Genomic DNA, 18973 nt, shown 5'->3' with positions numbered 1-18973 from the left:
CTGTTGGACGGGGGCTCCTTCGTGTTCAGGAAGGTTTCCTAGAGCTTGCCGAACTCTTCCTTGACTGCGGTGTACTTGTTGTCATCCTGGTACTCGTAGATGCCGATGTAGGCCTCCGTGGGGTCGCCTGCATCCGAGAACGTCACCGGACCGGACTGGCCGTCATAGTCAGCATCCTTGCCCTCGCGGATCAGCGTCACGCAGGCTGCGAACGACGTGCACTTTTCGCCGCCCTCGGAAACTTCCTTGAGCTTGGCTGCGATGTCCGTGCCCTTGGTGCTCTTTGCAGATTCTGCGGCCAACGCGATCAGGTTGACGGCGTCGTAGGACTCACCGGCGTAGCTGTAGTCCTTGAGAGCCGGATCGATTTCCAGCAGCTTCTTCTTGAACTCCTCCTGGGCGAAGGTGCCCGGGATGGTGCCGCGCGCTCCCTTAAGCGTGCCCGGCTGGAAGTCCTTGCTGTAGTCGGAGGTGTTGCCGTCCACCAGGAACATCTGCGTGGGCTTGACACCCTTGCCGGTCATTAGCGGGACAATGCTCTTTGCCTGGTCAAAGGTGATCAGGGCAATTGCATCAGGCTTGGCGGCAAGGATCTTGTCCACCTGGCTGCTGAACTGGGTATCGCCCTCGTTGAAGAGCTCCTCTGCAACAACTTGTCCGCCTGCTGCTTCGAAGGCTGACTTGATGTTGGTTGCGAGGCCGGTGCCATAGGCATCGTTCAGGACGATCATGCCCACGGTCTGCGCACCGCAGGTGGCCATGTAGTTGCCCAGCACCTTGCCCTGGAGGACATCCGAGGGTGCAGTGCGCCAGTACAGGCCCTTGTCATCCCAGGTGGTGAAGTCCGGCGAGGTGTTGGCCGGTGAGAATTGGATGACGCCGGCGCCGGTGATCTGGTTGATAACCGTCTTGGAAACGCCGGAGGACGCCGCACCAATGATGGCACTGACTCCCTGACCCAGCAGCGCAGACGTGGACTGGGTGGCGATGTCCGTCTTGGTGTCACCGGAATCGCGGTGGATCACTTCCATCGGTTTGCCCAGGACTCCGCCTGCATCATTGACTTCCTTCACCCCGAGGTTGACACCGGCGATTTCCGGCGGGCCAAGGAAGGCAAGGGAACCGGTGGTGGGAAGGAGTGAACCGATACGCAGGGGGGTATCAGTAGTGGTGGTTGCCGGCGGCACAGAAGGGGTCTCCGCAGGTTGGCTTGCGGCTGCGCCCCCGCCACCTTCAGGCGCCGGGCAGGCAATTCCTGCCGCTTCTCCGGTGGCTGCAGACTCGGTTGCCGTGGGTGTGGACGAACCGCCGCAAGCCGTCACCATGAAGGCGACACCGATGCCAAGCGCTGTCAGCTTGGCAGCACGGGTTCCCGCTTGGGGGAATAAAGTCATTTACGAGCTCCTCGATCTAAAGGTGCGAACGGCCTTTGGCACGAAAAATCAGGTGTTCCTGATTTAGCTTCAAGCTAATGCAAATGCCGGGCGAACATAAGTGAGTGAGGTCACATCCTTATAACACTCGTTGCATATGTGGAATTAAGCGGCGGAAGCCGCCCGCTGTGCGGACGGCTTCCTTTTCCGGGCCCTTAGTTCGGGGGCGCAGGAACTCGTACCCCAGGTGGGACTCGAACCCACAACACGCGGATTTTAAGTCCGCTGCCTCTGCCAATTGGGCTACTGGGGCGCCCGGTCAATGGTATCCCGTGAAATGAGTGCGAAAGGTTCGGCATACCGGAAGGTCCCGTGCACGCCACCGGGCCAGAGTGCCAGCGGCAGCAGCTGGAAGTAGTCGCCCCATGATTCCTCGGGCGGGAGCACCCCCAAGGAAGCGGCCGGAACGAAGCCGAAGCGCGCATAGTAGTCGGTGCTCCCCAGCAGGGCGATGCCGGCCTCGCCCGCAGCATTCGCCCGGGCGATGGTCTCCTTCATCAGGGCGGAACCGATGCCCTGCCGCTGCAGCTTTGGCGCCACCGCCAGGGGACCGAGCCCCAGCAGCAGATGGTCGCCCACCCAGCCCCGAGTACTGATGACATGGCCCACCACCTCCCCATCCAGCACGGCCACCACGCTGAATTCCGGCAGGTACTCCTTGCAGTCGAAGAGCCGGCGGAGCAATGCCGCCTCCGCCGGCTGACCCTGCACGGGCAGGCCGGTTACCGGCGAGACGGCGAAGGCGTCAGCGGTGAGGGCGAGGATGGCATCACGGTCCTCCCTGGTCTCACCGCGTAGCACGAGCGGCTGCTGCGGCCCCTTTCTGCTGCGCGCTGAGAGGCCAGTGAGGACCTCCAGCGCCCGCGACGCGTCGCCGACTGGGACCAGCAGGTGGTCATGGTGGAAGCCGGCGAGCACATTGCAGCTGATTCCGGCTTCGGTGAGAGCCTTGCTGATCGCGGCGGTCAGGCCCACCGCTTCCAGGGCGGAGCGGACCTGCAAGGTGATCCAGGCACCCACAAAGCCATAGGCCAGGCCTTCCTGGTCCGCCACGGCCCGGGGCAGGACTACGGTGAGGCCTTCCACTTCCCGGACTGCCGCCTCGATACCCGGCAGGAGCGGCCTTCCCTCAGGCCACAGGACATAGACATACTCGCCGTCGCGCTGGGCTGGATGCATGGCGGCCAGCAGGGACTCCAGGTTCTTTTCGCCGGTCATGGTGCCAGTCTAGGAGGCGCGGGAGGTGGCGCGGCAGGCCTCCGGGAGCAGCAGTGTGCCTGGCAACGCAAACGGCGACTGCCCCCAAAGGGGACAGCCGCCGCTCGAACGCTGCAGCCTGATTCAGCAGGAGACTTACTTGGCCTTGGCAGCTACAGCTTCCTTGGCGTCGGCAGGTGCCGGTGCCGTAGCGCTGGAACCGGAGCCGCCGGCCGTGCCGGCTGCCGGAGCAGGAACAGCTGCCGGCTTGGGGGCCGGGGTGGCTGCCGCCACGAACGCGCCACGGGGGTTGTCCAGATCCATCAGCTGGGTGGTGTCGCGGCCGGCGAAGAAGCTCAGGATCCAGTTGAAGATCACGCGGAACTTGCGCTCGAACGTGGGCATGGCCAGGCCGTGGTACCCGCGGTGTGCAAGCCAGGCGAGACCGCCCTTGAGCCCGATGCTGCCGACAAGGTTGATGTTGGCAACGCCCTTCCACTGGCCGAAGCCGGCAACAGCACCCAGGTTCTTGTGCTTGTAGTCCTTCAGCGGCTTGTCCCAGCGCGAGGCCCACAGGTTCTTGGCGAGGCGCTTGGCCTGGCGAAGCGCGTGCTGGGCATTGGGGACACAGGTGCCGTCCGGCAGGCCCTTGCCGGTGAGGTCCGGAACGGCGGCGATATCGCCGGCGGCCCAGGCGTTCTCGATGATGCCTTCGTCGCCGGCAACACGGAGGTCCGGGAGGACCCGGACGCGACCGCGGGGCTCAAGCGGGAAATCGGTGGAACGGACCATGGGGTTGGCCTGCACGCCGGCTGTCCAGACGAGGGTGTCGGCTTCAAATTCCTGGGCAGGGGTCTTGTCCGGGAGGTTGATGAGCTTGAGGGTGCCCTCGGCGCTGTCCAGCGAGGTGTTCAGCAGGACCTCGATGCCGCGGCTGCGGAGGTGCTCCACCACCCACTCGGCCTGCTTGGCCGTGACCTCGGGCATGATGCGTCCCATGGCTTCGACCAGGACGAAACGGACTTCCTCCTGCTTGATGCGCGGGTTGTTGCGGACGGCCGCACGGGCCAGGTCCTCCATCTCGGTGATGCACTCGATGCCGGCAAAGCCGCCGCCCACCACCACGAAGGTGAGGGCGCGGGCGCGGGGAGCCGGATCAGTCATGGTGGAGGCAACTTCGATCCGCTCCAGGACCTTGTTGCGCAGCGCAACGGCTTCCTCAATGGTCTTCAGGCCGATGCCCTTGTCCGCGAGGCCCTTGATGGGGAAGGTGCGGGTGATGGCGCCGGCGGCCAGGACGACGTCGAAGTAGGGAACCTCAAAGTACTCACCGCCATCGGCGGGAGCCACCACGGCGGTACGGTTCGCGTGGTCGATCGAGGTGACGCGCCCCTGGATCAGCTCAGTCTGCTGGAGGTGCTTGCGGTGGGAGACCACTGCGTGGCGGGCTTCGATGTTGCCGCCGGCTACCTCGGGGAGGAAGGGCTGGTAGGTCATGTAGGGCAGTGGATCCACGAGGGTGACGATGCCACCGGCATTCGCGATCTTCTTCTGCAGTTTGAGTGCTACGTACAGGCCGACGTACCCGCCGCCGACGACGAGTACCCTGGGACGGTCCTGGAGCTGTGGGGTGGTTGCCATGCCTTAAAGATACAGCAGTTTGTGAAAATCTTCACTAACTGCTGTGCGGACCCGTAACCTACGTTTTACGCCCCGAGTCCACACTGTCAATCGCACCCGTTTCGGGTTCCTCCGGGACCAAAGCCGGGTTCCCCGCGGCCCGCCGCAACTGGATGGCAGCTGCCGCGATAATCGCGATGAACAGGACGCCAAAACCGATGACGACGGCGGCGCCCACAGCAGTGTCCCGCTGCGACGGCGCCTCTGCTGCGGGCACGGTTGCTTCCGGCAGAGTGGGTGTCGCACTGGGCACGTCCGTGGTGGGCAGGGGGGCAGGAGTAGCGAGGTTGCCCCGCCGGTGGACGCGGATCCATTCGGCGATGGAGCCCAGCGGGTTGGCGGTGACTTCCGGCACGTTGTCCTTCAGCGCCGCCTCGGCATTGAGCACACCGAAACCGTAGAGCGGGTCCTTGCCGGGCGCCCCGGCATCCTTGGCAGTGGTGACGATCCGGTTGACCACCTGTTCGGCGCTCATGGCGGGCCACTTGGACCGGATCAGCGCTGCAACGCCGGCCACGATGGGCGCGCTGCCTGATGTTCCGGCCCACTCAGCGTAGCCGCCGCCCGGGAGGCCGCCCAGCAGGTTTTCGGCCGGGGCGGCAACGCCAATGCTGATGCCCTGGGAGGACGCGTCAACGCTGGCCACGCCCTTGCGGTCCAGTCCGGCCACCGTGAGGACACCTGGAATGGTGGCCGGAGCCCCCACCTGCATGTTGCCGCCCACCCTGTTGCCCGCGGCGGCGACGATCACCACATCTTTTTGCTCGGCATAGAGGAAAGCCGCATCCCAGCTCTGGGGCCACTCCGGTGTGGTGCTCCCCAACGAGATATTGATGACTTTGGCCCCGTTGTCCACCGCCCACCGGACAGCCTCCGGGATCTGGTCCTGATCGCTCTTGCCCGAGGGATTGGTGGAGCCGAGCCACGTGGACACTGGGAGGATCTGTGCCTCCGGCGCCACCCCGATGATGCCGTCCGGTGCTGGCCCTGGCGGGCCGGGAGTCGGGGTAGGGCTCGCGCTGGCGGGCTGGTGGCCGCGTCCCGCGAGCATGGTGGCCACCAGGGTGCCGTGCTCCGGCTTGACGCCCACGCTCTTCTGCCCGTCGGGCTGTCCGGATCCCGAAGCGTCATAGCCCCGGGCCACTGCCCCCTTCAAGTCCGGGTGGCTGGCATCCACGCCACTGTCGATGACGGCCACCTTGACGCCAGCGCCCTTGGAGACCTCCCACGCCTCAGTAATCCCGGATTCGGCAAGCCAGTACTGCTTGTCCCGCCATTCGTCCGCCTGCGCAGCGGGAGCGGTGAAAAGACCGGAGGAAAGGCAGCAGGCAGCAAGGACCAGGGACAGCAGGGCTGAGCCCGCCCTCCGCAGCGGAGGTGCTGTGGCGGTGGTGAGGATCTGCATACGGTCAGCCGATACTCAGGGCGATGCCGTCGAGGATGTCGTGCTCGCTGGCGGTTGCAGTGGTGATGCGCCCGCCGGAGACCGCTTCCATCTGTTCCAGGATCCGCCGCCACACCAGCCCGCCGGCACCAATCACGTCAACCCGCCCGGGGTGCATGTAGGGCAGGGCTGCACGCTCCGGCCGGCTCATTTCCAGAAGTCCAGTTGCGGCTGCACGGATGGTTTCAACGGGCAGCCCGGTGCCGTGGATTGCGTCCGGCGAGTACTCGGTCAGTCCCAGCGCGTGTGCGGTGATGGTCGTGATGGAACCGGCAACACCAACCACGGCGGTGGCGCGTTCCAGCGGTACGTCCTGCCGGACACGGGCGATGGCTGCGTCAACGTCCGCTTCGGCGGCTGCCACCTGTTCGGCTGTGGGCGGATCATCTTGGAGGTGCCGTTCGGTGAGGCGCACGCAACCGATGTCCACGGACTTTGCTGCCGTGACGCCGTCGGCCGTACCCAGGACGAACTCGGTGCTGCCGCCGCCCAGGTCCACCACCAGCACTTCGTGACCGTCCAGGATCGGCAGGACGCTGCTGGCGCCGGCGAAGGACAGCGCGGCTTCCTCGTCGCCGGAAATGACCTCGGGTTCCACGCCGAGCAGGTCGCGGATCCCGTCCACGAAGAGGTCCCGGTTCCGGGCGTCCCGGCTGGCTGAGGTCGCCACGAAGCGGACTGCCGTTGCGCCGTGCTCCCGAATCAGTCGGGCGTAATCGGCTGTCGCCGCGAAGGTCCGCTCCAGCGCCTCCGGCGCGAGCTCGCCGGTGGCGTCCACCCCCTGCCCCAGCCGGACCACGCGCATTTCCCGCACCACGTCGCGAAGGGCGGTGCGGCCGTTGCTGCGGTCAATGTCGGCAACCAGGAGCCGGATGGAGTTGGTGCCGCAGTCGATGGCGGCCACGCGCGTCATTCGCCGGCCCCCGCCGGGTTGGCTGTTTTCCGGGCGGGAGCCGGGCGGCCCATGATCTCCGGCAGGCCCTGCGGACCGTGGCGGCTCAGATCTTTGGAGGGTGGCTCGCCGGTGGTGTCCCAGGCGCGGTCGCAGTAGCAGGCGTCCGCAGTCCACCACTCCCGGATGCGGTCCAGGGCCTCGTCGCCCAGCGGGTTGACCCCGGGGCCGGCAGCGAGTGAGTGTCCCACCAGGACGTGCAGGCATTTGACGCGCGTGGGCATGCCGCCGGCGGAGACTCCGTCGATTTCGGGGACGGACCCGATGCCGGACCGTGCCCCGATGTCGTTGCGGGCAGCGAGGTAGGCCTCATGGGCTGACCGGTAGGCGGCGGACAGTTCCTGGTCCCCGGCCAGCTGTTCGTTCATCTCGTTCATGACGCCTGCGGCCTCGAGCCGGGAGACCGCTGACGTGACGACCGGATGCGTCAGGTAGAAGGTGGTGGGGAACGGGGTCCCATTGCTGAGGCGGGGAGCGGTTGCTGCCACCAACGGGTTGCCGCAGATGCAGCGGGCAGGAATTTCCACCACGTCACGGACCGGCCGTCCCAGCTGGCGGCTCAGTACTTCCAGGTCATGCGCTGTTGGCTTGCGGGATTCGTCCCGGGCGGCTGCCGTATTGGATTCCACTGTGGCGGGCCGTCCTTCCTGTTGCGGTTCAGTCTGTAGCCGCGCGCGTGATGGACTCCCACAGGGCATCCACCCACGGCAGATCGGCGGGGTCTTGTGCTGCTGCGCCGGTCTGGCTACTGCCGTCTCCGGCCGGCAGATCGCTCCCGAAGACCCAGTAGCCGGTCTCACCCGGCATAACCATGTTAATGCGGTCGCGGGCCTGCTGTTTCACGTAGTTGGGGTCCTGCCACCGCGAGACCTGCTGCCGCAGGGCATCCCCTTCGGCCTCGCGGGCAGCGATGTCAGCATTCAGGGCGTCGATCTCGGCCTTCTTGTCAAAGAAGATCTTGACGGTGGGGGCCAGCATGATGGTGATCGCAATCATCACCACTGCCAGTGCGAGCATCCGTCCGGAAAACGCCTTGGCAGGTACGGGCTGCTGTTCCTCGTCATCCTCCAGGTCCCCGCCTTTTGCTGTGCTTCCGGCAGCGCTGCTCCCCTTGCGGGCCCGTGCGGAATTAGGGGTTTTGCGGGCGGAGTTCTCTCTGGCCGGTCCTGTCGCGGTTTGCTGCGCCCTGGGCGGCTGTGCGCCGGGGGCTCCTCCCGCCGGTGGCTCCTCGCCGGAGCCGAAGTCGGCGCGGATGACGTGGGCCCCGTCCGAGGCTTCCTTTGCCGGGCGGGATGGGGCGACCTTGGGGACTTTGGGACGGCGGGTAGCCATGACACTCCTGAAACGCGCAGCCTGCCTGGGCCGCCACTGTCTGGGCTGGAACAAGTGCTGCTGAAACAACAACGGTGGCTATGGTCCTTCAACCATAGCCACCGCTGTTTGTTTTATGCGGCTACTAGCCCTTGAAACGCGGGAAGGCGCTGCGGCCGGCGTAGCGAGCGGCGTCGTCGAGTTCCTCTTCGATGCGCAGCAGCTGGTTGTACTTGGCAACGCGCTCGGAACGGGCCGGTGCGCCGGTCTTGATCTGGCCGGCGTTGGTGGCCACCGAGATGTCGGCGATGGTGGTGTCCTCGGTCTCGCCGGAGCGGTGCGAGGTGATGGTGGTGTAGCCGGCGCGCTGGGCCAGGCTCACGGCATCCAAAGTCTCGGTCAGCGAACCGATCTGGTTGACCTTCACCAGCAGCGAGTTGGCGGTCCTGGTGTCGATGCCGCGCTGCAGGATGGCGGGGTTGGTGACGAACAGGTCGTCGCCAACCAGCTGGACTTTGTCGCCAATGGCGTCAGTGAGGGTCTTCCAGCCGTCCCAGTCGTTCTCGTCCAGCGGGTCCTCAATGGACACCAGCGGGTAGTCGGAGACGAGTTCGGTGTAGTAGGCGCTCATGTCCGCGGAGCTCAGCGACTTGCCCTCGAACTGGTAGGCGCCGTCCTTATAGAACTCGGAGGAGGCGACGTCCAGTGCCAGGGCGATGTCCTTGCCCGGGGTGTAACCGGCGTTCTTGATGGCTTCCTGGATGAGGTCCAGTGCAGCCCGGTTGGAGGGCAGGTTCGGGGCGAAGCCGCCCTCATCGCCGAGGCCGGTGGACAGGCCCTTCTCCTTCAGAACGGACTTGAGGTTGTGGTAGACCTCCACGCCCCAGCGCAGGCCCTCGGAAAAGGTCTCGGCGCCGATCGGGGCGATCATGAATTCCTGGATGTCGACGTCGGAGTCTGCGTGGGAGCCGCCGTTGAGGATGTTCATCAGCGGCACGGGCAGCACGTGGGCGTTCGGGCCGCCGAGGTACTTGTACAGGGGCAGGTCAGCGGAAGCGGCAGCTGCGTTGGCGACGGCCAGCGAAACGCCCAGGATGGCGTTGGCTCCCAGCTTGCCCTTGTTCGGGGTGCCGTCCAGGTCCAGCATGGCCTGGTCGATGCTCCGCTGGTCGGTGGCGTCGAAACCGGTCAGGGCCGGTGCGATCTGGTCGATGATCGCGTCAACGGCCTTCTGGACGCCCTTGCCGAGGTAACGGCCCTTATCGCCGTCGCGCAGTTCAACGGCCTCGTGCTCGCCGGTGGAAGCGCCGGAGGGAACTGCGGCACGGCCGATCTGGCCGTCGGAGAGCAGAACCTCAACTTCTACGGTCGGGTTGCCACGGGAATCGAGGATCTCGCGGGCGTGGATGGCATCGATAAGCGCCATGAATTTGCTCCTTATGGGCGATTAACGGGGGGATCTTGCAGAAAGATTTGACGTACTCGTCGAAGACCAGCGTAGTCCAGAGTGGCGCGGGTTACGGAAACCTATCCAGCCCCCGGACGTCATGATCGCAGGGTTATTCCTGCTGCCGCTGCCCGGTGACGTGCTCCTGGTAGCGGCGGACGGCACCGCGGAGGGCACGTTCAGCGTCGTATCCGCTGGCATGGGCGGAACACACGACGGCGAGCAGCAGCTCCCCGAGCTCATCTTCAGAAGCGACGGGGCCCGCTTTCACCGGTGGCTGGGCCGGCGGAACGCCCGCCCGCGCCGCCCGGTCCATGGATTTCTGGGCACGCGCCAACGCTGGCAGCGCCAACGGAATTCCCACGAACGGGTCCTGCCGTTCCGGCCGTTCGGCCCGCTTGACGGCGTCCCACTTCTGCACGATCTCGTCGAGCGTTGCCGGGAAGCTATCCTGCAGGGAGCCATCGGGCCGGAAAACATGGGGATTCCGGCGGATCATCTTGGCACTCAGGCCGCGTGCAACATCGTCGAACGTAAAGGAACCGCGTTCCTCGGCGATCCGCGCATGCAGCACCACCTGGAGCAGGACGTCGCCCAGCTCGCCCCGAAGTTCGCCGTCGGGGTGCCCGGCCTCGATGGTCTCGGCAACCTCGAAGGCCTCCTCCAGGAGGTACTCCACCAGCGAGGCATGGGTAAGCGCACCCATCCACGGACAGTGCTCGCGGAGGGAAGCAATCACGTACAGCAACTCCCCTACCGGGGTGCCGGCGGTGTCGCTGTCCGGTAGGTCAGCCAAGGTTCGCGTAGGCGTCGTTGATGTATTCCACCAGCGCTTCCTTCTCCTCGAGCGGGAGGAAGGATGCTTCGGCGGCGTTCAGCGTCAGCTCCAGCAGGTCATCCAGGTCATAGTCGAAAGTCTCCACCAGGAGCTCGAACTCGTCGGTAAGGGTGACCCCGCTCATCAGCCGGTTGTCGGTGTTGATGGTGACGTTGAAGCCCAGCTGGTAAAGCATGTCCAGGGGGTGGTTTTCGATGCCGTCACCAAACCCCGCGATCGCACCGGTCTGCAGGTTTGACGACGGGCAGACCTCCAGTGCGATGCCCCGGTCCCGGATCCAGCTGGAGAGGTCCCCCAGGGTGACCAGGCCGATGGTTCCCTCTTCATTTTCGGGATCGTCGTCGAACTCCACCGTGATGTCCTCGGCGATCCGGACACCATGGCCCAGCCGCAGGGCGCGTCCGTCCACCAAAGCCGACTGGATGCTTTCCAGTCCTGCCGCCTCGCCGGCGTGGACGGTGGCGGGAAAGTTGTGCTGCGCAAGGTAAGTGAAGGCATCCCGGAAGCGGGCCGGCAGGAAGCCGTCCTCGGCACCAGCAATGTCGAAGCCGACCGCGCCCTTGTTGCGGTGGCGGACGGCCAGCTCGGCAATCTCCTGGCCGCGGTCCGCATGCCGCATGGCCGTAATGAGCTGGCCCACCTGGATCTCGCGGCCGCTTTCCCCCACGGCTTCAACCCCGGCTTCAAGGCCTTCCTGGACCGCTTCCACTGCCTCGTCCAGGGTGAGGCCCTTCTGGAGGTGCTGCTCAGGCGCCCAGCGGACTTCCCCGTACACCACGCCGTCGTCAGCAAGGTCCTCAACGAACTCCTTGGCCACCCTGTACAGCCCTTCATGGGTCTGCATCACGGCAACGGTGTGGTCGAACGTTTCCAGGTAGCGGACCAGCGAGCCTGAATCTGCGGATTCGCGGAACCACTGGCCCAGGGCCACGGGATCGGTGGACGGGAGCGTATGGCCAACGGCCTCTGCCAGCTCGATGATGGTGGCCGGACGGAGTCCGCCATCCAGGTGGTCGTGGAGTGAGACCTTGGGCAGGTTCTTCAGGTCGAAATCGATGGCAGGGGCAGCGTCAACAATGGGCTCAGTCACGTTCCCACCTTAGGGTGGGCCGGAGCTCAAAGCCAGCCGCTAATTTCCAGCCTGTTCGCCGTCACCGGCCGCGGAAGCAAGGATGGAGCTGCTGCCGCTTTTTGTGTCGCGTGCCCCGGAAGGACCGCCGTCGAGCCACTCGTCAACGTCGTCGGCGTCGTTGCGGGCCAGGTGCTTATGCCACCACCGGAGCATATGGTCGATGAGGATTCCCAGGATGATCGCGAAGACCACTGCGATCCCCGCGCTGAGCAGCGGGTTGTGGTGGAGCCACGGGAAGGAACTCGCCAGCAGCCCGATGCCGATGGAATAGCCCACCCAAGTGATGCAGGCAAAAGCGTCCAGCAGGAAGAAACGCCGGTGGCTGAAGCCGGTACTTCCCGCCACGTAGTTGACGGCCACCCGCCCCCAAGGGATGTAGCGGGCCGTGAAGATCAGCACAGCGCCGCGCTTGTCCAACTCGTAACGGGCCCAGCCGAAAGCTTTCTGTACCTTGGGGCGGCGCATCCACCGCCACCGGTTCAGGCCAATCCGGCGGCCCAGCATGAATGCCATGTTGTCCCCGGCGATGGCTCCGATGAGTGCTGTGAGACCGAGGATCCACAGGTTGGGATCTCCGCTGTGCCGGGAGAAGGCCGCCAATGCCACAATCAGGGTCTCACTGGGAACAACCATGGCGAAGCCGTCAACGAAGAAGAACACCAGCAGGAGCGGGTAGATCCACCACTGGCCCGCTGCATGGAGCACGGCCTCATTAATAAACTCCACGCGGGTCTTGCTCCTATGCAAAATGGCATAGCCGGAAGTGACGCAGCCAAAGCGGAAATCGTTACTAAGTCTCCCACGGCCAAGGTGCCATTTGCTACGCCCTAACCTGCTGGAACAACGGCCGGACTACGCTTCCGGTTCCTTCATCCGCTCCACCATCGGGGGTTGCCGCCGGACGCGGTTAATCACCAGGTCCATGATGATCCCCAGGGTGACGGCGCAGATGATGGCGATAACGGCACCCAGGAGATGGTTGTCCTCGAACCACTGGCCGAAGAACAGCCCGATTCCCACTGAGTATCCGGCCCACAACGTTGCCGACAGGACGGTCAGGCCCACGAAGCGGAGGTGCGGATAGCGGGTCACGCCGGCAGTGAGGTTGACCGCCACCCGGCCGATCGGAACGAACCGTGCCACCAGGATGAGTGAGGCCGGCCGCTTCCGCAGTTCCCGGCCTGCCCACCGGAAGGCACTCTGCATCCGCGGCCCGCGCATCCACGACCATCGCCTGGTGCCCACCCTCCGGCCGATCAGGTAGGCGATGTTGTCCCCCGAAAAGGCGCCGAGGGCAGCCACCAGCATCAGGAGCCAAGGGTTGGGGACCTCCGCGGTGGCGGCCACGGCGGACAGCCCCACCACCACTGATTCGCTGGGGATAGGCGGAAAGAAGCCATCAATGGTGCAGCAGGCCAACACCACGAACAGCACCCAGGGCTGTCCGGCGGCGGCGAGGATGAAGTCATTGACGGCCTGCATGACTCCCTATGCTATGCGGTCGATGATCAGCTGCTGCGCCGGCCGCGAGCCCTCGGGTGCAATAACGGCTGCATGTTCCAGGGCCTCTTTGGCCCGGGCAAACCGTTCGGGGGTGTCCGTCAGCAGGGTCATCAGTGGTTCCCCTGCCCGGACCACGGCACCCGGTTTGACGTGCATACGGACCCCGGCCCCCGCCTGGACCGCATCCTCCTTCCGGGCGCGCCCGGCTCCCAGGCGCCAGGCTGCAACACCGACAGCGAGCGCATCCAGTTCCACCAGGACTCCGTCTGCCGGGGCATAGAGCACCTCGGACTCGCGTGCCACCGGCAGCTTGGCGTGGGGGTCTCCGCCCTGGGCTGCGATCATCCGGTTCCAGACATCCATGGCGCGGCCGTCCTTGAGCGCGGCGGCGGGATCAGCGTCGTGCACTCCTGCGCAGGCCAGCATCTCCTCGGCCAGCCGGACGGTCAGCTCCACCACGTCGGCGGGGCCGCCGCCCGCCAGCACCTCCACCGATTCCTCCACTTCGATGGCATTGCCCGCGGTCAAGCCGAGCGGAGTATTCATGTTGGTGAGCAGCGCGACGGTGTTCACGCCCGCGTCCTTGCCCAGCGCCACCATCGTTTCGGCCAGCTCGCGGGCCTTGGCCTCGTCCTTCATGAACGCGCCGGTTCCAACCTTGACGTCCAGGACCAGGGAACCGGTCCCTTCGGCGATCTTCTTGCTCATGATCGAAGAGGCAATCAGGGGAATCGCCTCAACAGTGCCCGTGACGTCGCGCAGCGCGTAAAGCTTCTTGTCCGCCGGGGCCAGGCCTGCTCCGGCGGCGCAGATCACCGCGCCGACGTCCTGGAGCTGGCCCAGGATCTCCTCGTTGCTGAGCGAGGCACGCCACCTCGGGATGGACTCCAGCTTGTCCAATGTGCCGCCCGTGTGCCCCAGTCCCCTGCCGGACAGCTGCGGAACGGCCACTCCGAAGACCGCCACCAGAGGCGCGAGCGGCAGCGTGATCTTATCCCCCACCCCTCCGGTGGAATGCTTGTCCGAGGTGTACTTCAGGCCGCCGTCGGGCCGCCGCAGGCTGGAAAAGTCCATCTGCTCGCCGGAGGCAATCATCGCGGCTGTCCAGCGGGCAATCTCGGTGCGGTTCATGCCGTTGAGCAGGATCGCCATGTTCAAGGCCGCCATCTGCTCGTCGGCAATGGCACCCCGGGTGTAGGCGTCGATGGTCCAGTCGATCTGTTCGGGGCTCAGGACGCCCTTGTCCCGCTTCACGCGGATGATGTCCACGGCGTCGAACGGTTCCGCCGGGGCGTTTTCTGTCAACTTTTCAGTCACGTGCTTCCTCCAGGTGTTCGGGACCGAAGGCGTCAGGCAACACCTGGTCGATGGACTTGATGCCTTGGGTGGTCATGAGTTCCATTTCCGGGGCCCGGAATTCGTACAGCAACTGCCGGCAGCGGCCGCAGGGCATGAGAACGCTGCCCGCCCCGTCCACGCAGTAGAAGGCGCGGAGCAGGCCGCCGCCGGTCATGTGCAGATTCCCCACCAGCGCGCATTCGGCACAAAGGGTCAGGCCGTAGCTGGCGTTCTCCACGTTGCAGCCGCTCACGATCCGGCCGTCCCCGGTAAGGGCCGCTGCCCCTACCGCGAACTTCGAATAGGGCACGTAGGCATGATGCATCGCCGCTGTGGCCGCCGCCTTGAGCGCGTCCCAGTCCACCGACTGCGCTGCATCATTGGCCGGGCCCTTTACCGGCTCCACGCCGTCACCCCTTGACATACGGAATACCGCTGGCTGCCGGCCCCCGGGACTTGCCCACCAGCCCGGCCACCGCGAGGACCGTCACCAGGTACGGCAGCATGGCCATGAACTGGCTGGGAACGGGAGTGCCGATAATCGTGACAATGCTCTGCAGGTTGTCGGCAAAGCCGAACAGGAGCGCGGCGAAGAAGGCCCCGATGGGGTTCCACCGGCCGAAGATCAGGGCTGCCAGGGCAATGAAGCCGCGGCCGCCGGAGATCTCCTTCGTGAAGCTGTCGATGGCCACCAGGGTGAAGAAGGACCCGCCGATGCCGGCCACGGCCCCGCCCAGGGTGACGTTCCAGAAGCGGGTGGCGTTTACGTTGATGCCCAAGGTGTCCGCGGCCTGCGGGTGTTCGCCTACGGCGCGTACGCGCAGGCCCCACCTGGTCTTGAACAGGCCCACCCAGACCACCAGCACCGCAATGTACATCAGGTAACCCACCAGGGACTGCCGGAACAGGATGGGGCCGATGATCGGGATGCCGGACAGGACGGGAATCTCGATGGCGTCCAGCCCGGGTGGCGAGTTGAACCTGTCGCTGTCTTCCTGCATGACCGTGCTGAACAGGAACCCGGTCACCCCCGAGACCAGCACGTTCAGGACGACACCGACGATGATCTGGTTCACCAGGTACTTGATGCTGAAGAGCGCCAGCACCATGGACACAACCGCTCCCGCGACGGCGGCCGCCAGAAGCCCGATCAGGGGATTCTGGGTCACGCTTGCCACGATGGCTGCGGTGAAGGCGCCGCCGAGCAGCTGGCCCTCGATGGCGATGTTCACCACGCCGACACGTTCACAGAGGACACCGGACAGGGATCCGAAGACCAGCGGAACGGCAAGGGTGACGGACCCGGCGATGAGCCCTGCCAGGGAGATGCTGGGAGTCCGGGCACCGCCCACCACCCAGATCAGGAATGCGGCGGTGAACAGCACGATGAACGCCACGGTAAGCCAGCCCGGCACGTGCCTGTCCTTGGTCTTGAGGTACACGGCGTAGCCTGACAGGCCCAGAAGGAGGATGGAGAGCACCAGGCCCCCGGCGAAGGCGTTCACCTCAACCGCGGGTAGCTGGAAGAAGTCGCTGCCGGTGGAAATCCCGAAACTGGCGGTCTGGGTGGGCGCCAGCAGTCCGAAGAACACCAGGGCCACCAGTCCGAAGGCGGTGAGGAGCACCGGCGTTTTCCAGGTGACAGGCTTGGCTGAAACGGCGGCGGCACGCGTGTCCGGGCCCTTACCGCCAGGCTGCGGTTTGCCGGGTTTGGAGGACGATACTGTCGTGCTCATGCCGCACCTCCGGTGGTTGCTGCCTCGCGGGACCTGGCTGCGCGGGCCGGCTTCCTGCGCCGGGGATTCAGGCCGAAGATGGCCCGTACCAGCGGTGGAGCGGCGATGAACAGGACAATCAGGGACTGGACCACCAGGACGATGTCGATGGGCGTTCCGGTCTGGATCTGCATCTGGACTGCCCCGGCGCGGAAGGCGCCGAACAGCAGGCCGGCAGCGAAGGTGCCCCACGGCGTCGAGCGCCCCAGCAGCGCCACGGTGATGGCGTCAAAACCGTAGGTGGCGGCAACCCCGTCGGTCAGGACCTTCTCTGTGCCGGCCACCTGGGCGACGCCCGACATGCCCGCCAGTCCACCTGCGAGGGCCATCACCAGGATCGTGGAGCGGGACACATTGATGCCCGCCGTCTGCGCAGCCTTGGGATTTGCGCCCACGGCACGGAATTCGAAGCCCACCGTGGAGCGGTTCAGGAGCCACCAGACCACGACGGTTGCGGCGATGGCCAGGAGGAACCCGAGGTGGAGCCGGTACTGGGTGCCGAAGATCTGGGGGTAGACGGCGGTGGGATCCAGGATGGGCGAGATGGGGTTTGCCTCCCCTGGCCGCTGGAAGGCCGGTGTGTTCAAAAGGTAGCGGAGGAAATACAGCGCGATGTAGTTGAACATGATGGTCAGGATGACTTCATGCGCGCCGGTGCGGGCCTTGAGCAGGCCCACGAGTCCGCCCCAGAAGGCGCCGCCGATGATGCCGGCAACAAGGACCAGCAGCAGGTGCAGGCCCAGCGGCAGGTGCAGCGCGAAACCCACCCACGCGGCCAGGATGCCGGCCACGATGATCTGGCCCTGCGCACCGATGTTGAACAGGCCCGCACGGAACGCCAGGGCCACGCCCAGGCCGGCTGTGATGAGCGGGGTAGCGATGGTGAGGGTCTCCATGAAGGGCGCGAATTGGGCCGCAACGCTGTTGCCGCGCGGGTTGAAGACCGAGCCTTGGAACAGTGCGAGGTAGGAGCGGGTGGCCGCATCCCAGACCGCAGTGAGGAAATCGGTGGGCCTGGCCAGGAAGTACCCGGCCGCGGTGGCCACCCGCTCGTCCGTGCTGGCGATCAGCAGGCCGCCGATGATCAGGGCCAGCAGCACCGCCAGGACCGAGACCATACCGCTGCCGGTGAAAATCCTGCGGAGCAGCGTGTCCGGGCCGCCCGGAAGCTGCCCGCTTTGGGCAGTGGCGGGAACGGCGGATGGTTCCATCGCTCCGCCGGCAGTGTCAACGGATACGACGGCGGCAGTTGACTCGTCAGCGGAGGTTGCCTCCTGCGCGTTGCCTGCGGGCTCGTTTGCAGCATGTTTGGGTGGGTGCTTCTCAGGCATGGTCGCCTCCTTCGGCGTCGGAGGTGTTGATCGTGGTTCTGCCCGCGGCCTGTCCGGCCTGCGGGCTGTGGCTGTGCTCTTCAGGCGGGATGCCCGCCATCATGAGGCCCAGGACATCGCGGCTGGTTCCGGCCGGGACTACGCCCACCAGCTTGCCCTTGTACAGCACGGCAATGCGGTCAGCCAGTTCCATCACCTCGTCCAGTTCCGTGGAGACGATCATGACGGGCGTGCCTTGGTCACGTTCGGCCACGATCCTGCGGTGCAGGAATTCGATGGAACCCACGTCCACACCGCGGGTGGGCTGCGAGGCGATGAAGAGCCGCAGGGGGCGGGACAGTTCGCGCGCCATCACCAGTTTCTGCTGGTTGCCGCCGGACAGGGTCCCTGCTGCTGCCGCTGCAGACGGGGTCCGGACATCGAACTCGCCAATGCGCGCTTTGGCGTTCTCCATGATCTTCGCCGGGCTCATGCTGATGCCCTTGGCGAAGGGAGGCTTGTCATAAAGGTCGAGGACCAGGTTCTCGGCAACGGAGAAGGTGCCTACCAAGCCGTCCACTTTGCGGTCCTCCGGGACGAATCCGACGCCGGCGTCCAGAACCTCTTTGACGGACCGGCCCACGAGCTCCTTGCCGTCCAGCCTGACGGACCCGCTGACCCGTTCCTGAAGGCCCAGGATGGCTTCCGTCAATTCCGTCTGGCCGTTGCCCTGGACGCCCGCAACGGCCAGGATCTCGCCGCGGGAAATGTCCAAGCTCAGCCCGTCCACCACGTGCTGGCCATTGGGTGCAATGACGGTAAGGTCGCGGACTTCGAAGGTTTTTTCCTGCGGGCGGGCCGGCGCTTTGTCGAGGACCAGGCTTACGGCACGGCCTACCATCATGGAGGCCAAATCAGTGGTGGACGCAGCGGGATCAGCCGTGCCAACCACCTTTCCCCGCCTGATCACCGTGATGGTGTCCGACACTTCCTTCACTTCCCGCAACTTGTGGGAAATGAAGACGATTGAGGTCCCGCTTGCCTTGAGCTGGCGCATGATGTCCAGAAGTTCATCAGTTTCCTGGGGGGTCAGCACGGCTGTGGGTTCGTCGAGGATCAGCACGTTCGCGTTCCGGACCAGTGCCTTGATGATCTCCACGCGCTGCTGGACGCCCACCGGCAGGTCTTCCACCAGGGCGTCGGGGTCGACGTCGAACCCGTACTGGTCCGAAATCTCCTTGATCCGGCTGCGCGTGGCATCCAGGTCGAGGAAGCGTGCGGCCTTGGTGGGTTCGGCGCCAAGCGCCACGTTCTCGGCGACGGTGAACACGGGAACCAGCATGAAGTGCTGATGGACCATTCCGATGCCGGCCGCCATGGCGTCGCCCGGCCCGCGGAAGGACACGGGCTTGTCATCGATGAGGATTTCGCCTTCAGAGGGCTCGTACAGCCCGTACAGCACATTCATGAGGGTGGACTTGCCGGCCCCGTTTTCGCCCAACAGACAGTGGATTTGTCCGGGCTCGACCACCAGGTTGATGTGGTCGTTGGCGAGCAGGCTGCCAAAGCGTTTAGTGATCCCTCTGAGTTCAAGTTTCAAAACTCTGACCAAT

At 65.5% G+C, this 18973-nt stretch carries 17 protein-coding genes and 1 tRNA gene; all 18 read right to left on the bottom strand.

Annotated features, from left to right (window positions below; translation table 11 throughout):
* Positions 1–38: 38 nt before the first annotated feature.
* Positions 39–1394, bottom strand: a complete 1356-nt coding sequence (locus FDW81_RS09900; RefSeq protein ID WP_138134003.1) for an ABC transporter substrate-binding protein — start codon at positions 1392–1394, stop codon at positions 39–41.
* A gap of 218 nt (positions 1395–1612) precedes the next feature.
* A tRNA-Leu gene (locus FDW81_RS09895) sits at positions 1613–1686 on the bottom strand.
* Positions 1677–2651 (bottom strand): N-acetyltransferase, encoded by a 975-nt coding sequence (locus FDW81_RS09890; protein ID WP_138134002.1) that lies wholly within the window; start codon positions 2649–2651, stop codon positions 1677–1679. The genes FDW81_RS09895 and FDW81_RS09890 overlap by 10 nt, the downstream gene beginning before the upstream one ends.
* Positions 2652–2786: 135 nt before the next feature.
* Positions 2787–4271, bottom strand: a complete 1485-nt coding sequence (locus FDW81_RS09885; RefSeq protein WP_138134001.1) for an NAD(P)/FAD-dependent oxidoreductase — start codon at positions 4269–4271, stop codon at positions 2787–2789.
* A gap of 58 nt (positions 4272–4329) precedes the next feature.
* On the bottom strand, positions 4330–5715 hold the full coding sequence (locus FDW81_RS09880; protein ID WP_138134000.1) for a S8 family serine peptidase: 1386 nt from the start codon (positions 5713–5715) through the stop codon (positions 4330–4332).
* 4 nt (positions 5716–5719) lie between these two features.
* On the bottom strand, positions 5720–6667 hold the full coding sequence (locus FDW81_RS09875) for a Ppx/GppA phosphatase family protein (RefSeq protein WP_138133999.1): 948 nt from the start codon (positions 6665–6667) through the stop codon (positions 5720–5722).
* Positions 6664–7335, bottom strand: a complete 672-nt coding sequence (locus tag FDW81_RS09870) for a DUF501 domain-containing protein (RefSeq protein ID WP_171027160.1) — start codon at positions 7333–7335, stop codon at positions 6664–6666. Before FDW81_RS09870 ends, FDW81_RS09875 begins: the two co-directional genes overlap by 4 nt.
* Positions 7336–7363: 28 nt before the next feature.
* On the bottom strand, positions 7364–8038 hold the full coding sequence (locus FDW81_RS09865; RefSeq protein WP_138133997.1) for a septum formation initiator family protein: 675 nt from the start codon (positions 8036–8038) through the stop codon (positions 7364–7366).
* Between the two features lie 124 nt (positions 8039–8162).
* Positions 8163–9443: a phosphopyruvate hydratase gene (gene eno / locus FDW81_RS09860; protein ID WP_138133996.1), complete on the bottom strand. Its 1281-nt coding sequence runs from the start codon at positions 9441–9443 to the stop codon at positions 8163–8165.
* Positions 9444–9576: 133 nt separating this feature from the next.
* A complete protein-coding gene (locus FDW81_RS09855) occupies positions 9577–10260 on the bottom strand; it encodes a MazG nucleotide pyrophosphohydrolase domain-containing protein (RefSeq protein ID WP_370278905.1) in 684 nt (227 codons plus the stop codon).
* The gene (locus tag FDW81_RS09850) at positions 10253–11392 is read right to left on the bottom strand and encodes an adenosine deaminase (RefSeq protein WP_138133995.1); all 1140 of its coding nucleotides are present in this window, start codon (positions 11390–11392) and stop codon (positions 10253–10255) included. Before FDW81_RS09850 ends, FDW81_RS09855 begins: the two co-directional genes overlap by 8 nt.
* 39 nt (positions 11393–11431) lie before the next feature.
* A complete protein-coding gene (locus FDW81_RS09845) occupies positions 11432–12160 on the bottom strand; it encodes a DedA family protein (protein WP_138133994.1) in 729 nt (242 codons plus the stop codon).
* Positions 12161–12286: 126 nt separating this feature from the next.
* A complete protein-coding gene (locus tag FDW81_RS09840) occupies positions 12287–12916 on the bottom strand; it encodes a DedA family protein (protein WP_138133993.1) in 630 nt (209 codons plus the stop codon).
* 6 nt (positions 12917–12922) lie between these two features.
* Entirely contained in the window at positions 12923–14254 is a 1332-nt protein-coding gene (locus FDW81_RS09835; RefSeq protein ID WP_370278904.1) for a thymidine phosphorylase, read from the bottom strand.
* Positions 14247–14681, bottom strand: coding sequence for a cytidine deaminase (locus tag FDW81_RS09830; RefSeq protein WP_255467100.1), 435 nt, complete (start codon positions 14679–14681; stop codon positions 14247–14249). The genes FDW81_RS09835 and FDW81_RS09830 overlap by 8 nt, the downstream gene beginning before the upstream one ends.
* A gap of 4 nt (positions 14682–14685) precedes the next feature.
* Positions 14686–16011, bottom strand: a complete 1326-nt coding sequence (locus tag FDW81_RS09825; protein ID WP_138133991.1) for an ABC transporter permease — start codon at positions 16009–16011, stop codon at positions 14686–14688.
* Positions 16008–17381 (bottom strand): ABC transporter permease, encoded by a 1374-nt coding sequence (locus tag FDW81_RS09820; RefSeq protein ID WP_138133990.1) that lies wholly within the window; start codon positions 17379–17381, stop codon positions 16008–16010. Before FDW81_RS09820 ends, FDW81_RS09825 begins: the two co-directional genes overlap by 4 nt.
* A complete protein-coding gene (locus tag FDW81_RS09815; protein WP_138133989.1) occupies positions 17374–18960 on the bottom strand; it encodes an ABC transporter ATP-binding protein in 1587 nt (528 codons plus the stop codon). Before FDW81_RS09815 ends, FDW81_RS09820 begins: the two co-directional genes overlap by 8 nt.
* Between the last annotated feature and the right edge of the window lie 13 nt (positions 18961–18973).

The sequence above is a fragment of the Pseudarthrobacter sp. NamB4 genome (assembly GCF_005796185.1).
Classification (GTDB): domain Bacteria; phylum Actinomycetota; class Actinomycetes; order Actinomycetales; family Micrococcaceae; genus Arthrobacter.
The sequence above is the reverse complement of the archived record's forward strand: the minus strand, read 5'-3'. Positions and strand labels throughout refer to the sequence as shown.

Coding starts and splice junctions, on each gene's coding strand:
- FDW81_RS09900 (WP_138134003.1), bottom strand. CDS start 1,394: ATGACTTTATTCCCCCAAGCGGGAACCCGTGCTGCCAAGCTGACAGCG.
- FDW81_RS09890 (WP_138134002.1), bottom strand. CDS start 2,651: ATGACCGGCGAAAAGAACCTGGAGTCCCTGCTGGCCGCCATGCATCCA.
- FDW81_RS09885 (WP_138134001.1), bottom strand. CDS start 4,271: ATGGCAACCACCCCACAGCTCCAGGACCGTCCCAGGGTACTCGTCGTC.
- FDW81_RS09880 (WP_138134000.1), bottom strand. CDS start 5,715: ATGCAGATCCTCACCACCGCCACAGCACCTCCGCTGCGGAGGGCGGGC.
- FDW81_RS09875 (WP_138133999.1), bottom strand. CDS start 6,667: ATGACGCGCGTGGCCGCCATCGACTGCGGCACCAACTCCATCCGGCTC.
- FDW81_RS09865 (WP_138133997.1), bottom strand. CDS start 8,038: ATGGCTACCCGCCGTCCCAAAGTCCCCAAGGTCGCCCCATCCCGCCCG.
- eno (WP_138133996.1), bottom strand. CDS start 9,443: ATGGCGCTTATCGATGCCATCCACGCCCGCGAGATCCTCGATTCCCGT.
- FDW81_RS09840 (WP_138133993.1), bottom strand. CDS start 12,916: ATGCAGGCCGTCAATGACTTCATCCTCGCCGCCGCCGGACAGCCCTGG.
- FDW81_RS09825 (WP_138133991.1), bottom strand. CDS start 16,011: ATGAGCACGACAGTATCGTCCTCCAAACCCGGCAAACCGCAGCCTGGC.
- FDW81_RS09820 (WP_138133990.1), bottom strand. CDS start 17,381: ATGCCTGAGAAGCACCCACCCAAACATGCTGCAAACGAGCCCGCAGGC.